19 protein-coding genes are annotated in these 14675 nt (G+C 35.6%); 16 read left to right on the top strand and 3 right to left on the bottom strand.

Annotation, left to right across the window (positions count from 1 at the left end; translation table 11 throughout):
• The 16 genes from EKM79_RS05020 to EKM79_RS04945 all read left to right on the top strand — a co-directional run bounded on the left by EKM79_RS05020 (position 1) and on the right by EKM79_RS04945 (position 11422).
• The gene (locus tag EKM79_RS05020) at positions 1-624 is read left to right on the top strand and encodes an orotidine 5'-phosphate decarboxylase / HUMPS family protein (protein ID WP_125566514.1); all 624 of its coding nucleotides are present in this window, start codon (positions 1-3) and stop codon (positions 622-624) included.
• Positions 621-1163 (top strand): 6-phospho-3-hexuloisomerase, encoded by a 543-nt coding sequence (gene hxlB, locus EKM79_RS05015; protein ID WP_125566512.1) that lies wholly within the window; start codon positions 621-623, stop codon positions 1161-1163. The genes EKM79_RS05020 and hxlB overlap by 4 nt, the downstream gene beginning before the upstream one ends.
• Before the next feature lie 40 nt (positions 1164-1203).
• Positions 1204-1851, top strand: a complete 648-nt coding sequence (locus tag EKM79_RS05010) for a bifunctional 4-hydroxy-2-oxoglutarate aldolase/2-dehydro-3-deoxy-phosphogluconate aldolase (protein WP_125566510.1) — start codon at positions 1204-1206, stop codon at positions 1849-1851.
• 73 nt (positions 1852-1924) lie between these two features.
• Complete coding sequence (kduD, locus tag EKM79_RS05005; RefSeq protein WP_125566508.1) at positions 1925-2740, top strand: 2-dehydro-3-deoxy-D-gluconate 5-dehydrogenase KduD; 816 nt, start codon at positions 1925-1927, stop codon at positions 2738-2740.
• Positions 2741-2934: 194 nt separating this feature from the next.
• Positions 2935-3639 carry a GntR family transcriptional regulator gene (locus EKM79_RS05000; protein ID WP_164506010.1) on the top strand — a complete coding sequence of 235 codons (705 nt, stop codon included), beginning with the start codon at positions 2935-2937 and terminating at the stop codon, positions 3637-3639.
• An 89-nt stretch (positions 3640-3728) separates the two neighbouring features.
• On the top strand, positions 3729-4856 hold the full coding sequence (locus EKM79_RS04995) for an amidohydrolase/deacetylase family metallohydrolase (protein ID WP_125566504.1): 1128 nt from the start codon (positions 3729-3731) through the stop codon (positions 4854-4856).
• Positions 4856-5956: a DgaE family pyridoxal phosphate-dependent ammonia lyase gene (locus EKM79_RS04990; protein ID WP_125566502.1), complete on the top strand. Its 1101-nt coding sequence runs from the start codon at positions 4856-4858 to the stop codon at positions 5954-5956. Before EKM79_RS04995 ends, EKM79_RS04990 begins: the two co-directional genes overlap by 1 nt.
• A 9-nt stretch (positions 5957-5965) precedes the next feature.
• Positions 5966-6304 carry a PRD domain-containing protein gene (locus EKM79_RS04985; protein WP_125566500.1) on the top strand — a complete coding sequence of 113 codons (339 nt, stop codon included), beginning with the start codon at positions 5966-5968 and terminating at the stop codon, positions 6302-6304.
• 13 nt (positions 6305-6317) lie between these two features.
• The gene (locus EKM79_RS04980; protein ID WP_125566498.1) at positions 6318-6671 is read left to right on the top strand and encodes an SFCGS family glycine-rich protein; all 354 of its coding nucleotides are present in this window, start codon (positions 6318-6320) and stop codon (positions 6669-6671) included.
• 18 nt (positions 6672-6689) lie between these two features.
• Positions 6690-7058 (top strand): DUF4312 family protein, encoded by a 369-nt coding sequence (locus tag EKM79_RS04975; protein ID WP_125566495.1) that lies wholly within the window; start codon positions 6690-6692, stop codon positions 7056-7058.
• Between the two features lie 2 nt (positions 7059-7060).
• Complete coding sequence (locus EKM79_RS04970; protein WP_125566493.1) at positions 7061-7840, top strand: DUF4311 domain-containing protein; 780 nt, start codon at positions 7061-7063, stop codon at positions 7838-7840.
• 11 nt (positions 7841-7851) lie between these two features.
• Positions 7852-8517, top strand: a complete 666-nt coding sequence (locus EKM79_RS04965; RefSeq protein ID WP_125566491.1) for a DUF4310 family protein — start codon at positions 7852-7854, stop codon at positions 8515-8517.
• A 37-nt stretch (positions 8518-8554) separates the two neighbouring features.
• Positions 8555-9295, top strand: coding sequence for a 2-dehydro-3-deoxy-phosphogluconate aldolase (gene dagF, locus EKM79_RS04960; protein ID WP_125566489.1), 741 nt, complete (start codon positions 8555-8557; stop codon positions 9293-9295).
• 109 nt (positions 9296-9404) lie between these two features.
• Complete coding sequence (locus EKM79_RS04955) at positions 9405-10055, top strand: histidine phosphatase family protein (protein WP_164506009.1); 651 nt, start codon at positions 9405-9407, stop codon at positions 10053-10055.
• Positions 10056-10107: 52 nt separating this feature from the next.
• Positions 10108-10758, top strand: coding sequence for a histidine phosphatase family protein (locus EKM79_RS04950; RefSeq protein ID WP_125566485.1), 651 nt, complete (start codon positions 10108-10110; stop codon positions 10756-10758).
• Positions 10759-10903: 145 nt separating this feature from the next.
• Entirely contained in the window at positions 10904-11422 is a 519-nt protein-coding gene (locus tag EKM79_RS04945; protein WP_125566483.1) for a helix-turn-helix domain-containing protein, read from the top strand.
• 90 nt (positions 11423-11512) lie between these two features.
• On the opposite strand, the gene EKM79_RS04940 is transcribed toward EKM79_RS04945, so the two are convergent.
• From EKM79_RS04940 to EKM79_RS04930, 3 genes are read right to left on the bottom strand one after another with little or no spacing between them, the layout of a single operon-like run.
• Positions 11513-12241, bottom strand: coding sequence for an ABC transporter ATP-binding protein (locus tag EKM79_RS04940; RefSeq protein WP_125566481.1), 729 nt, complete (start codon positions 12239-12241; stop codon positions 11513-11515).
• Positions 12241-13047, bottom strand: a complete 807-nt coding sequence (locus EKM79_RS04935) for an ABC transporter permease subunit (protein ID WP_164506013.1) — start codon at positions 13045-13047, stop codon at positions 12241-12243. The genes EKM79_RS04940 and EKM79_RS04935 overlap by 1 nt, the downstream gene beginning before the upstream one ends.
• A gap of 15 nt (positions 13048-13062) precedes the next feature.
• A complete protein-coding gene (locus tag EKM79_RS04930) occupies positions 13063-14571 on the bottom strand; it encodes an AMP-binding protein (RefSeq protein WP_125566477.1) in 1509 nt (502 codons plus the stop codon).
• Positions 14572-14675: the final 104 nt, after the last annotated feature.

Genomic DNA, 14675 nt, shown 5'->3' with positions numbered 1-14675 from the left:
ATGAAGCTTCAAGTGGCCATTGATAGAGTAACTTTAGACGAAGCAGTTAAACTTACACATGAATTAGATGGAGTAGTTGATATTATTGAGTTAGGTACTTCATTAATTAAAGATTATGGATTATTAGCGCTTAAAGATGCACCATTTAATGTACAAAGTTCTGAGATTTTGTATGATTTGAAGACAAATGATGAAGGTGTATATGAGTTTGAAAAAGGATTCGATGCTAATGCTGATATTTTGACCGTTATGGCTGGATCATCATTAGATACTATCGAGCAAGTTTATGACGTAACTGAAAAACGTAATAAAGAAATGTTAATTGATCTATTAGAGGTAGATAATAATAAGATTTCAGAAATTGCCGGTTTCGACAATGCTATATACGGATTACATCATTCTAAAGACTCAAAGGATTCTTTTGATGCGGTTGATACTTTAGATAAATTCAAGAAGAATTTCCCAGACATTAAGAAAGTTGCAGTTGCTGGTGGAATTGACTTGAAACAAGCTAAGGCCATCGCTACTCAAGGTATAGCTGACACAATCATTGTTGGTGGTAAAATAGTTAAGACAGATAATCCGGTGGACTCTGCTAAACAATTCATGGAGGCAATAAAATGACATTAATTAGTCAAATTATGCAAGAAGTTAACGAAGTTATGAATATGGTCGATGAAAGCCAATTAGATAACGCTGAAAAGCTGATACAAAAAGACAAACGTATTTTTGTTCTTGGTGCTGGCCGTTCAGGTTTAATGGCTAAGGGATTTGCAATGCGTTTGATGCATATTGGTTATACAGTATATGTTATTGGTGAAACTATTACACCTTCTGTTCAATCAGGCGATGTTTTGGTATCAGTATCAGGTTCAGGTAAGACGGCAAGTATTCTCGAACTTACACAAAAAGCAAAAGCTGACGGTGTTGAAATCGTTGCTTTAACAAGTAAGTCAGATTCACCTCTTGGTCAACTAGGAGATGCGACAATTGTTGTTCCTGGTGCTACAAAGGGTGGAGATGGTGTGAAATCAATCCAACTCTTAAGTACTTTGTTTGATCAAAGTGTACATATTACCTTAGATACATTGTGCTTGAAATTAAGCAGACGTGATCATACATCTAATGATTCTGCTAAATCAGCACATAGTAATATGGAATAATTATCGAATTGTTCGTAAATTTTGTTGAGGTGATAATTAAATGCTACAAAAAGTAGAAATATTAAAAAATGTTGAAAAGTCAGGCGTTGTCGCGGTTGTTCGTGGAGCCTCTAAAAAAGAAGCTTACAATGCAGCTAAGTCTTGTATTGAAGGTGGAGTAAAGGCTATTGAATTAACTTTTACAGCACCACATGCCGATGAAATTATCGGAGAATTAGTTGAAGAATATAAGGATGACAAGGATGTAGTTATTGGTGCAGGGACAGTTCTTGACCCAACAACTGCACGTCTAGCTATCATTGCTGGTGCTAAGTTCGTTGTTAGTCCATCATTCTCGAAGGACGTGGCATTATTATGTAATCTTTATGCTATTCCATATATGCCTGGATGCATGACACCACGCGAAGTTCAAAATGCTTTGAGCTATGGTTCAGATGTTGTTAAGATCTTCCCTGGTTCCGTTGTAGGACAAGGAATGGTTTCAGCACTTAAAGGACCATTCCCTCAAGTTAACATTATGCCTACTGGTGGCGTATCTTTGGAAAACATGAAAGAATGGTTTGATAAAGGTGTCATCGTTGTTGGTGCTGGTGGTAATTTGGTTGGACCAGCTTCCAAGGGTGATTTTGAACAAGTTAAGAAGAATGCAGAAGCATATCATGCGGAGATTCTTAAAATTAGAGGATAGTTACTGAAATAGAAGGGATGTTTCTTTGTTAGAAACGTTCCTTTTTAATTTAACGAAATTAGGGGTAATAGTTTTGGAACAATCAAAAGATGAAATAGTGCAAAATGAAAAGGCTTTGGATAAATTCAAAATGAATTTTTTTGATTTAACTGGAAAAGTGGCCATTATCACAGGTGGAAATACCGGCTTAGGTCAAGGATATGCAGTTGCTTTAGCTGAAGCTGGTGCAGATATATTTATAGCCGCTCATAGTCATCGTGAATGGGATACTACTCGAGAAATGATCGAAAAGAGAAATCGTAGAGTAGAATTCATGGCTTGTGATTTGGCTGAAAAGGGTATGGCAGATCAAGTTATTAACAATGCTATTAAAGAATTTGGTCATATTGATATTCTAATTAATAATGCAGGGATGATACGACGTAATCCTATTCTAGAGTCAAAAGATAAAGATTGGGATGATGTGATTAATATTAATCTTAATGCTGTATATCATTTATCTATGGCAGCCGCTAAAGTTATGGCTAATCAAAAATCAGGAAAAATAATTAATATTGGATCAATGTTATCCTTCCAAGGTGGAAAATTTATTCCATCATATACTGCTGCAAAGCATGGTGTCGCTGGATTAACTAAATCTTTTGCTAGTGAATTGGGAGCTTATAACGTTCAAGTAAACGCAATTGCACCGGGTTATATAAAAACAGCTAATACCGCACCTATTCGTGCAGATAAGAAACGTAATAAAGAAATACTTGATAGAATTCCAGCTGGTCATTGGGCAGAACCATCAGAATTAATGGGAGTAGCCGTATTTTTGGCCAGCAAGGCATCTGATTATGTTAATGGACATATTTTGGCCGTTGATGGTGGATATCTAGTGCGTTAATCAACCAATATTTCAAAGTTCAATCTAAAGAATCAGCCAATTTTGTGGGCTGATTCTTTTTATATACATTATTAATTTAATATAATGTTATAACATTATAATTTTATGATTGCCAATCTCTTTAAAATGGTGTATAAAAATAATAGTGAATGCGCATACAAAAATATACGTGCAAGTCCAAGGGGAAAGCAATTATGGAAAGAAAAATTTTGTATCAGAGTGTAGCAGAAGATTTAAAGAAAAAAATTTTGAATAGTACTTACGCTGTTGGAGATTTTTTGCCAACAGAAATAGAATTAGAAAAAATTTATGATGTCAGTAAAATAACAGTAAGAAATGCTATTAAGATGCTTGTCAGCGAAGGGTATGTTACTAAGCAGAGTGGTAAAGGAACCACTGTAATTAGCAATAGATTGTTCAATAGATTATCTAAAGCTGAATCTTTTAGTAGTATTTTGGAAAACAATGGAAACGATGTTAAAAAGAAAATTGTTTCTATTAAAGAAATATCGATAGATGAATGTCCCACTAAATTTGAGTTGAATCAATTAACGGGATGCATCACCGAGGTTACCAAAGTTTATGAATTGAACAGTAAGCCGTTCATTATCTTTAAGCATTATTTGCCATTTAGACTAAATGAGGAAAGTAGAGAAGATTTAAATAATGTTTCCTTATATCAAGTAATCAAAGAAATGGGTGAAATGGTTAATAGATTTGACGATGATTTTTACGGTTGTTTATTAGATGAAGACCAACAGAAGTCACTTGAAACAACTGATAAAGTGGGTATCAAAAGAATTAGAAAGTCTTATGATCAAGTTGATAATTTAGTGGAATATGCGGAGGCCATTTATTTAACAAATAAGTTTCCTTATAAGATAAAATACGAAATTTAGCTAATTTAAACATTTAATTTAACGAAAGCGTTTACAATATAACATTATAATGTTATTATCTATTCGTAATCAAATAAGGGGGACTTGAAATGATCGACTTATATGTAAAGAATGGTAAAACAATTTCTGGAAGTCCCGTTGATGTATTAATTGATCAAGGAAAAATTATTGATATTCAATCACATATTGACGGCGATGTTAGTGCAAAAAAAGTTTTGGATTTGAAATCTAAATATTATCTAAGTTCTGGATGGATCGATGATCATGTTCACTGCTATGAGAAGCTAACCTTATATTATGACAAGCCTGACTTGGACGGTGTTGATGCTGGTGTTACTACGGTTGTTGATGCAGGTTCAACCGGAGCTGATAACCTACCTGATTTTTATGAATTAACTAAAAAAGTAAGAACTAATGTTTATGCAATGTGCAATATTTCTAAGACAGGAATTATTGCTCAAGATGAATTAGGACATATGGATCGTATTCAAAATGATTTAGTCAAGAATATGATTGACGAATATCCAGGATTCGTAGTTGGTATTAAAGCCAGAATGAGTAAGTCAGTTGTTGCTGGAAGCGGGATTCATCCTTTGGAACGTGCAAAGGAAATTCAAAAGCTCAACAATAACATTCCATTAATGGTACATATTGGAACAAATCCTCCTGAATTAAGTGACATCATGGATCTCTTGGATCCAGGAGATATCATTACTCACTGTTACAACGGTAAGCCAAATGGAATTATGAACTTGGATCTACACAAAATTAAGCAATTTGCAATTGATTCATATAATAGAGGAATTATTTTTGATGTCGGTCATGGAACTGACAGTTTCAACTTTGAAGTTGCTAGAGTTGCTAAGAGTATTGGATTGACACCTAAGTCAATTAGTAGTGACTTGTATCACAGAAATAGAGAAAATGGTCCAGTTTATAATTTGGCTACGTGCTTGGATAAGATGCTACATCTTGGATATACGATGGAAGAAATTATTCCAATGATCACAACGAATCCAGCAGATAATTTCCATCTAGCAAATAAAGGCTCATTGAAGAAGGGCTTTGATGGTGATTTAACAATCTTCAGTATTGAAGATAGAGAAAAAGAATTAACGGACTCAAATGGTAATAAAGAAACAACAAATAAAGTTGTAGTTCCACATTATGCAGTTGTTGCAGGAAATGTATATGAAACAAAGTTGGAGGAATTCTAATGGAAAATGTTTACGAAAAATATGGTTTGAAGCAAGTAGTTAATGCCAGTGGAAAAATGACTATATTGGGCGTTTCAAAAGTTTCAGATGATGTTCTAGAAGCACAAAAATTTGGCGGACAACATTTCTTCGAAATGAGTGATCTAGTTCTAAAAACTGGACAACATCTAGCAAAAATCATTGGAGCTGAAGACGGAGTTGTTCTTGCATCAGCATCAGCCGCAATTGCTCAATCAGTTGCCGGAATTATTGGACAAGGTAGTATGCATCACGTATATCACCCATTCGATGAACGTTATACAAACCGTGAGATCATTCTTCCCAAGGGTCAAAACGTTGACTACGGTACACCTGAAGAAGTAATGATTGAACTTGGTGGAGGTAAAGTTGTTGAAGCCGGTTATGCCAACATGTGTAGTAAAGAACACGTTGAGATGATGATTACTGATAAGACAGCTGCCATCATGTATGTAAAGAGTCACCACGCAGTTCAAAAGAGTATGTTGAGTGTCAAAGATGCAGTTGAAGTTGCTCACAAACACAACTTACCATTAATCCTTGATGCAGCTGCTGAAGAAGACCTTAAAAAGTACGTAGAAATGGGTGCAGACATCGTTATCTATAGTGGTGCTAAGGCATTCTCAGGACCATCATCATGCTTGACTCTAGGTAAGAAGCCATATATTGGTTGGATCAGATTACAATCAAAAGGTATTGGTAGATCAATGAAAATTGGTAAAGACAATATCTTAGGTTTAACAAAGGCAATTGAAGATTACTTGGAATTTGGTCCTGAAACTGGCGATTCAATGAAGAAGAGATTGACACCATTCGTTGAAGACCTTAATGAAATCAACGGAATCGATGCCAAGATTGTTCAAGATGCTGCTGGACGTGATATCTATCGTGCCAGTGTGACAGTTAATAGTGATGCACCAATTGATGCACTTAAACTAATCGAAGAATTAAAGAAAGATAGCCCAGCTGTTTACACTAGAGAATATCGTGCAAATATGGGAATTATCGAATTCGATGTTCGTGCAGTGCATGAAGATGAAATGAAACTGATCGTTAATAAAATCAAACAAATAATGAAGTAGGTGGCATTTATGAATACTATCGAATTAAACGCAGCTGCCGAGAAGATAATTCAAGGCAGCGTTGATCCAAAAAAAGTTAGAGAAATTCTCGAATATACGTTAAGTCAAATGCAAACCATCAACTCATTTCCAGATGAGACGCAAGCAGAAGTCTTAACTAATCACATTGCTGAAATGGTTGAAAGATCAGAAGATAATAAGCAACTAGACGATGTTGATGTTTCAGTCTTTGATGGTCTACCTGAAGACAGTGTTAAATTAGCTGGCAAAGTTATTGATAAAATTGGAAATTTGAAAGATCAAGAGAAATATATTTTAGCAGTACATTTTGAAGTAGCGCGCAAATAAGGAGGACATAATAATGGTTAAAGTAGTTATTGCAGATAGAATGGGTAAAGGTCAAAACGTTGCTAAAGGTGTAGAAGCCGCTGGTGGAGAAGCATATGTTGTTCCTGGCATGGGAGCAGACATGCGTTTAGGCGACGAAATGAAGAAACATGAAGCAGATTTTGGTATTTCATTCTGTGGTAGTGGTGGTGCTGGAGCAATCACTGCTAAAAACAAATACGGATATTCAGAACGTCATAGTATGCGTTCAGTGCAAGAGGGTATCACAGCTATTGAAGATGGAATTCAAGCATTAGGATTTGGATTCATGGATAAGGAAGAATTAGGTACAAAGTTGGTTGAAGCATATAACCGCGTTCATTCATAGGAAGCGAGGTCGATAACAATGGAGAACTCTCAAAAGATAGCTAACGAAGTAATTCAAGTATCTGGAACAGGCCAAACGAAGCAAGAGGCAGTGGCTGATGGGTTGTCCAAGATATCGAAGATCGTTAGAAAGAAAAACGAAATCACAGTGCAGATTACACCAGTTTCAATCGAAATTGATGAGGCAGAATGTAAAGAATATAAAGAACACTTCCTTTTTGTTTTTCTACCTAGAAAGAGAACTATTTATAACGTTTCAATGAGTATAAAAGTTGAAATTAAATATATGGATTTGTCAGAGATAGTCTTTACTGAAAAACAAATAAAAGATCCCAATGGAATCAGATTACCTAAATTGAGTTCATTGAGAAGTAGTAAGGGGAGTTAGATATGACAATACTCGTCATTTTACTTAAATCAATTCTGATTGGTGGGTTAGTTGGATTTGCGGCCGGAATGGGTGCTGCTAGAATGTTCAATGCTCCTACTGTTCAGGCGCTAGGAGCTTTTAGAACTCTTGGTGAAATGAATGCCTGTGAAGGAGATCCTGCATCACACTTTTCATTTGGATTAGGTTTCTTCTTCAATGCTTGGGCTTCAACCGTTGGTGCCGGTGCATTTACACAGGATGTTACACACCGTGTTATTCCTAACTGGGCCGCATCAGTTCTATTGTTAAAAGATAAAAAAGTAGAAAATACAGTTCACAACCCTAAGAAGATGGCAATTGCTGGTGCCATTATCGGTATTATTGTAGTCGCATTCTTAAATACAACAGCTTCTGCCATTCCTAAGTCACTTCAAGTTACAGCTGTTAAAGTTCTTGTTCCAGCTGCTGACTTACTTATCAATATAGTTATGCCTATCATATTCTGGTTAGCTGCTATTGATGCAGGTAAACGTTCAGGATTATGGGCAACAATCTTCGGTGGTCTTTCAGCTATGATCATGGGAAATGCCGTTCCCGGTGTTGTTCTTGGTATTCTTATTGGTAAAGGTGTTGATGAATTAGGTTGGACACGTATTACTAGAGTTATGTTAGGTGCCGTTATTGCACTATTCATCTTGAGTGGATTCTTTAGAGGATTCGATATTCAAATGATCGAAGGATTTAAGCTTCAAGTTCCAAACTTCATAAATAATATGCACAGCATATTCAACGTTAAGTAGGAGGGAAAATCATGGATGAAGAAAAGACAATGGAAATAGATAAAAAGAGCTTTTGGTATTCTGAATGGTCATTCCCAATTATGGTTGGACTTATGGCTGCTGGTGTTTTTGCCGGTACTCACATGTACTTTGTATATAACGTTGGTGCTTTTAATGAAGTTGCTATCGTAGCTATGTTGAAGGCTGGTATGGATGGCGGTTCATACGGGGCTGCCGCAGCCTTTGGTGCAAGTTTCTTATTTGCCCGTATTCTTGAAGGATCACTAGTTGGTATCTTGGACTTAGGTGGTTCAATCTTAACTGGTGTTGGTATCGGTATTCCGACTATTTTATTGAGTATTGGCTGGAAAGCACCAATTTCTAATTTTTGGTTATCAATTGTAACAGGTTTGGTTCTGGGACTAATCATCGGTGGAATCATTACCTTAGTTCGTAAATATACTATTAATCAATCAAGTGCCACATTTGGTGCTGACGTCATGATGGGTGCTGGTAATTCATCAGGTCGTTTCCTTGGCCCACTAATTATTCTTAGTGCTACATCAGCATCTATTCCTATCGGTATTGGTTCTATTATCGGAGCGGTTATCTTCTACCTATGGAAGAAACCTATCGCCGGTGGAGCAATCCTAGGAGCAATGATTTTTGGAGCATTCTTCCCAGTATCACTTAAATAATAAAATTAATAATTAACTACTTGAAGGAGTCTTACTTATGTCAAATGTACCTAATTTTTATAAAGATCGCGTTGCATTAAATGTTTTAGCAGGATCAGTTCAAAATGCTAAAGACTGTTATGAAGCCGCAGAACATCACATTATCTTGGGAGTTTTGTCAAAGAACTATGACAGTGATGAAGCAGCCATCAAGGATATGAAATTATATCAAGCAGAAACTGATAATGCCCTTTCAGTTGGCTTAGGTGCTGGAGATCCTAATCAAAGTCAAATGGTAAGTAGAATCTCTGCAGAATTACAACCACAACATATCAATCAAGTATTCACTGGTGTTGGAACAAGTAGAGCCTTATTAGGTCAATCAGATACATTTATTAATGGTTTGGTATCACCAACAGGCAAACCAGGTCTTGTAAATATTGCTACTGGTCCATTGAGCAGTGGTCAACCTGCAGCAGAAGTTCCTATCGAAACAGCTATTGCATTACTTAAAGATATGGGTGGTAGCTCAATCAAGTTCTTCCCGATGAAAGGACTAGCACACATTGAAGAATTCAAGGTTGTTGCTAAAGCATGTGCTGACAATGACTTCTACCTAGAACCAACTGGTGGTTTGGATCTTGATAATTTTGAAGAAATCCTTCAAGTTGCTGTTGATGCAGGTGTTAAGAAGATTATCCCTCATGTTTACAGTTCAATTATTGACAAAGAAACAGGACATACACGTCCGGAAGATGTTAAGGCATTGTTTGAAATTGTCAAAAAGGTTTTAGGTTAGTAATAATAAATTAAATTAAAAACAAGCTCGGTATTTGTAAAAACAGATACTGAGCTTGTTGTGGTTATGGGATAATTAAATTAGTAAGATGTTCCCACGGGAGGAAAAAATGGAAGTATATTTTGTAAGACATGGACAAACTATTTTTAATCTTATGAGTAAAATGCAGGGATGGTCGGATTCCCCGTTAACAGATGTGGGGATTGACGACCTTAAGAAGACAGGAAATTACTTAAGAAATGTACACTTCGATGCATTATATAGTTCAGATTTAAAGCGGGCGATGGATACTGCTGAAATTATTAATTCGGAAAATGAGGCTAGTTCATTGAACTTACAAACCAGCAAGAATTTCCGTGAAATATTTTTTGGATCATTTGAAGGATTAAAGAATACCTATATTTGGAAAACGATTTGCGAACCTTATGGTGTCACTAAGCAAAATGAATTGGCTAATAAATATTCGATGAGTTTTGTTAGGGATGCTATGAAAAAGGCAGATCCCTTAGGTTTTGCTGAAGGTGCAGAAGAAATTGAAACTAGAATTAAACGGGGATTCAAACAATTATTAGATGAGAATGATATCGATTCTAGAATATTGGTGGTGACCCATGGAACGTTTATAAAAACTTTGATGATGAATTTTTCTGATATAAATATTAAGCCTGAGGATGCCTTTCCAAAAAATGGAAGTGTAACTAAAACAGTACTGAATGATGATGGATTCAAAGTAATTGATTTTAATATGTTACCTAGTTAGTAATTCCTGTATCTTATAATATTAGATATAGTTTTAAATTGGAGGCAACTACATGAAAGTATACTTTGTAAGACACGGATCAACCATGTTCAACGAAATGCATAAGATACAAGGCTGGTCCGATACTCCTTTAACGAGTGAGGGAATATCAGTATTAGAACAAACTGGAGATTATTTAAAGAATACGCATTTTGATTCTATTTACAGTTCAGATTTAAAACGTGCGGTGGATACAGCAAATATTATTAAAGATGAAAACTTGGTCAGTGATACTAATATTCGAACAACTAAAAATTTACGAGAAATGTGTTTTGGTTCATTTGAGGGTGACAGAGGTTCAGATGTTTTGAAGTACATAATAGGAAGATATGGTCATGTAACTGAGAAAGATACCGATGATCCATTTACTGCAATAATTGCTAAAGGATTGTTAAAAAAATCTGATACTAGTGGAACTGCAGAAAATATTGAAGATGTATCGAGTAGAATTGAATTAGTTATAAATCAATTACGTACTGAGAATGATCTGGATTCGACAGTTCTAGTCGTTTCGCATGGGGCGTTCTTAGAGACATTAGTTTTAAAATATTTTGGAGAAAATTTTGATGCTAGAGGAGCTTTTCCTGATAATGGCAGTATAACCGTTACTGATTTAACTGATGATGATTTTAAACTTGAGAAGTTTAATGTATTGCCTGAATAAAACATCCAAGCCAAAAGGTAAGGATGTTTTATTATTTCCATCATCGTTATAACGGTGCAACTTGAATGCAACATCCCTGCAACCATTAAGTGCTAGGCAATATTTAACCATAGATTTATCCTGAAAATGAATCGAGGAGAGAAAAATGCAAATAGGCAAACAATTACAACAACGTCGAAAAGAACAGAATATGTCTCAAGAAACTTTGGCGGAACAATTACACATATCACGTCAGTCAGTTTCAAAATGGGAGAATGGGACATCTTTACCAAGCTTCGCAAATGTTGTTGCTATTAGTGAACTATTTGATATCTCTTTAGATGAACTTATAAAGGGAGACGAAAGTCTTATGGAAGAATTAGAAAAAGGACCAAAAATGAACAAGGCCGCCTTTGCGGTAATTATTGGAGTTACTCTAGGAATTATTGGATACATACTTTCTACAACTGTTTTTCATATATCTGAAGATAGTATGTATAGTTGGACAACGTTACCGTTACTTATTTCGTTTTTTGCCTTAATATGGAGTATTAAGTGGAAGAACATCGATAAGATTATTTCAAAATGGACTGTTCCTTTGGCAATCATCTGGATAACGCTAATGATGATACCTAATATTTATGAGCTTGTTGCAGGCTTTTTAGATGGTTTTAATCGTCGTTAGAAATCAAAGAGCGTGGCGGAGCACGATTAATTCTGAGTATAACTTAAAAAAATCTCGTATTTTACATAGTAAATACGAGGTTTTTTTAGGTTATGCTGTCTTCATAATGTGTGTTTCTTCTTCTAGAATTGCGGTTAAAACACGATCAGCTACTAGCCCTACTTGACCAGGATTATGAGTGTCTCTAGGACCATCTGTTTCATAATAATTAGTTGAATTCTTCATAACTACGATATGGTCGGCCATTCGTGCTGCTTCATCAACATCATGAGTTACTAATATGGTGGTTAGATTTTGTTTTTTACAAATGTTTAGAATTAAATCCTGCATTTTATGTCTAGTTAAGGCATCCAGAGCACCCAATGGTTCGTCCAGCAATAGAATTTCAGGATTAGTCATCAGTGCTCTAGCTAATGCTACTCGCTGCTTTTGCCCACCAGACAATTGATTGGGGTAGTGATCAGCGTATTGGCTTAACTCAACTAGCTCTAATAATTCTTTAGCATGTTCAATCTCTTCGGCTTTTTTTGATTTAAATGAGAGATTCTCAATAACGGTCATCCATGGTAATAGACGATCTTCTTGAAACATCATTCTAATAGTAGTTTTAGTATTCGTGTGAGCAATATCAATTGATCCACTGGTTGGCTTTTCCAATCCAGCAATCAGCCGCATTAAAGTACTTTTACCACCACCACTCATACCAACTAAAGCTATAAATTCACCTTGATGGATATCCAAGTTTACATCTTGTAATGCGGTAAGGTTATCATAAGTTTTACCGATATTATTTACTTTTATAATTGTATTTGTGTTCATTAAACGATACTCCTTCCGGTTGTTTGCCATTCGAGTAATAGATTTTCAAAACTTTTTGCGACAAGATCTGATACTTTACCAAGAATTGCATAGACAACTATACATAGAACAACGGTCTCCATATCAACGAAGTCCTCAGCGTTGTTTGCCATATAACCAATTCCTGAACTGGCTGATATTGTTTCAGCCACGATTAATGTTGTCCACATTACGCCCAGAGCGTAGCGGATACCCACTAATATTTGAGGTAAAGCAGCGGGAAAAATAATTTTCTTAAACATATCAAATCTAGATAGTTCATATGATTTACCCATCTCAAGCAAGTCTTTGTCCACGGAACGAATTCCAGAATATGTATTGATATAGACGGGGAACATTGTTCCAATTGCGACTAGTGATATTTTTGCGGATTCATTAATTCCTAACCATAGGATAATTAATGGGATAAGTGCCAAATGAGGAATATTTCTAAACATTTGAATCGATGAGTCGAATAACAAGCTAAATGTTTTGGACATCCCATTGATGAATCCAAGAATGAATCCAATTCCACCACCAATCAGTAATCCGATAGTTGCACGATACAAACTAATACTTAAATTTTTAGGTAATTCACCACTAACAGTAAGTTTGATGCCATCTTGTAAGACTGCAATTGGTGACGGGAGGACGGAAGTTGATAACCAACCGACAGAACTTGCCAATTGCCAGATTACTAATAGGATAATTGGAATTAAAAATGGAAGTGTCTTGTCGTAAGGAATACTTAGATGCTTTAATCGTGGGTTAGTACTATTTATTTCCATCGGTTTTTGCATTAATTAAGCCTCCTTAATATATTGTTTTTCTTCGATCTCTTTAGCTAACAAGTTGCGTTGAACCTTACCGGTGGGATTCTTAGGTAATGATTGACCAAAGATATATTTCGTTGGTCGTTCAGCGGGCATTAGTTGATTATTGGCTAAGTTCTTTAATAGTGCTAGTTGATAGCGATGATCTGGTTGATTATTCTTAGTGACAATTACTGCAGTTACAGTTTCTCCGTAGATTTTATCTGGTGTACCAACAACTGCCATTTCTTGAATAAAAGGTAAGGTTTTGAGGCAATCTTCTACTTCTAAAGGATTGATATTTTCACCACCTCGAATAATCATTTCTTTACGACGACCGACGATAAATAGGTATCCGTCATCATCAATTCTTCCTAGATCACCAGTTAGTAAATAACCGTTTGAAAAGGCCTCTGGCTGTGCATCTAAATAATGAGTGATTACTGATTCACCTTTTAGAGCAATTTCACCAACTTTATTCGTATCCATTTCCGTCAAACTACTATCAAGTATTTTTACACTAGTTCCATAAGGTATCCCGACACTGTTTTGCTTTGGAGCATAAAGAGGATTTTGGGTAATCTGACTAGCAGCTTCGGTCATACCGTAGCTTTCAATTAGTGGAATATCGAAACGATATCTGAATTCTTCCAGTGTTGTAGGTAAGAGTGGAGCTGATGCGGTCCTTAAAAATCTGAGCTTATTAGGTTTTGGTTGTTCATCACGCTGTAACAATATTTCGATAATTGCTGGAGTTAATGATACCCAAGTAAGCTGTTTATCGAATATTTCTTTCCAGAATAAATGTGCACTGAATTTTGTTCTAAAAATTAATTGGCCATCAGATAAGCGAGTTGCTAGATTAGAAATAACCATAGCATTAACGTGGAATAGAGGCATAATGATCATTGTGCGATCAAAGTCTGTTAAATCTTGACTTTTAATGATGTTATTAGCATTTGTAAATAATTGCTCGTGCGTTAGTCCTACACGTTTTGGTTTACCAGTTGTTCCCGAAGTATGCATGATGACGGCAAATTGATTATCAAATGGTTCTTTAGCTGGATGTATTTCATGATCTTTTCTGATATACAGTTCAACCTCTGGTTCATGTAGAGTTGTCAATTTAGGCCTTTTTTCAAATGTTGAATTTAACGTATCAGGCTCTTCAATATCTGAATTAAGGATCATTGCGGAGTAGTTATACTGTTCTTCAAATTCGCTTAATTGAATATCTGTAACTGCAGGATTGATTGGATGGACGATTGCACCGACTTCCCACAAAGTTTCAGTGACCAATGAATAAGTTACTGAATTATTTAAGGCGATTAGTACGATGTCGTTGTAGCCAATACCTTGATTAGTGAAGTATTGAAGCCAGGTTTCTCGCTCTTCATTTAATTCGTTACCTGTGTACCAGTGATTTTTAGCATCTTGCATAATTGGACGTTTAAGATTATTTGTTAATTGTTGTTTTAGTTGAGTAGTTAGTTTAGACATATGTAACACCAAGTCCTTTCGAATGTGCGACTTAAATTTTTTCTTTTGATTGAATAAACCTAGTTTACAAATATGCTTGATATCTAACTACTATTTTTCGATAA

This window comes from Companilactobacillus insicii, assembly GCF_003946015.1.
In the GTDB taxonomy this organism is placed as follows: domain Bacteria; phylum Bacillota; class Bacilli; order Lactobacillales; family Lactobacillaceae; genus Companilactobacillus; species Companilactobacillus insicii.
This window is presented reverse-complemented; position numbering and strand designations above follow the sequence as displayed.

What these genes read in the sequence shown, in the direction of transcription:
- EKM79_RS04930 (WP_125566477.1), bottom strand. Translation starts at nt 14,571, where the DNA reads ATGTCTAAACTAACTACTCAACTAAAACAACAATTAACAAATAATCTT.
- EKM79_RS05010 (WP_125566510.1), top strand. Translation starts at nt 1,204, where the DNA reads ATGCTACAAAAAGTAGAAATATTAAAAAATGTTGAAAAGTCAGGCGTT.
- EKM79_RS04990 (WP_125566502.1), top strand. Translation starts at nt 4,856, where the DNA reads ATGGAAAATGTTTACGAAAAATATGGTTTGAAGCAAGTAGTTAATGCC.
- EKM79_RS04985 (WP_125566500.1), top strand. Translation starts at nt 5,966, where the DNA reads ATGAATACTATCGAATTAAACGCAGCTGCCGAGAAGATAATTCAAGGC.
- EKM79_RS04995 (WP_125566504.1), top strand. Translation starts at nt 3,729, where the DNA reads ATGATCGACTTATATGTAAAGAATGGTAAAACAATTTCTGGAAGTCCC.
- EKM79_RS04950 (WP_125566485.1), top strand. Translation starts at nt 10,108, where the DNA reads ATGAAAGTATACTTTGTAAGACACGGATCAACCATGTTCAACGAAATG.
- EKM79_RS05000 (WP_164506010.1), top strand. Translation starts at nt 2,935, where the DNA reads ATGGAAAGAAAAATTTTGTATCAGAGTGTAGCAGAAGATTTAAAGAAA.
- EKM79_RS04980 (WP_125566498.1), top strand. Translation starts at nt 6,318, where the DNA reads ATGGTTAAAGTAGTTATTGCAGATAGAATGGGTAAAGGTCAAAACGTT.
- EKM79_RS05020 (WP_125566514.1), top strand. Translation starts at nt 1, where the DNA reads ATGAAGCTTCAAGTGGCCATTGATAGAGTAACTTTAGACGAAGCAGTT.
- EKM79_RS04965 (WP_125566491.1), top strand. Translation starts at nt 7,852, where the DNA reads ATGGATGAAGAAAAGACAATGGAAATAGATAAAAAGAGCTTTTGGTAT.
- EKM79_RS04935 (WP_164506013.1), bottom strand. Translation starts at nt 13,047, where the DNA reads ATGGAAATAAATAGTACTAACCCACGATTAAAGCATCTAAGTATTCCT.
- hxlB (WP_125566512.1), top strand. Translation starts at nt 621, where the DNA reads ATGACATTAATTAGTCAAATTATGCAAGAAGTTAACGAAGTTATGAAT.
- EKM79_RS04940 (WP_125566481.1), bottom strand. Translation starts at nt 12,241, where the DNA reads ATGAACACAAATACAATTATAAAAGTAAATAATATCGGTAAAACTTAT.
- EKM79_RS04975 (WP_125566495.1), top strand. Translation starts at nt 6,690, where the DNA reads ATGGAGAACTCTCAAAAGATAGCTAACGAAGTAATTCAAGTATCTGGA.
- dagF (WP_125566489.1), top strand. Translation starts at nt 8,555, where the DNA reads ATGTCAAATGTACCTAATTTTTATAAAGATCGCGTTGCATTAAATGTT.
- EKM79_RS04970 (WP_125566493.1), top strand. Translation starts at nt 7,061, where the DNA reads ATGACAATACTCGTCATTTTACTTAAATCAATTCTGATTGGTGGGTTA.
- EKM79_RS04945 (WP_125566483.1), top strand. Translation starts at nt 10,904, where the DNA reads ATGCAAATAGGCAAACAATTACAACAACGTCGAAAAGAACAGAATATG.
- EKM79_RS04955 (WP_164506009.1), top strand. Translation starts at nt 9,405, where the DNA reads ATGGAAGTATATTTTGTAAGACATGGACAAACTATTTTTAATCTTATG.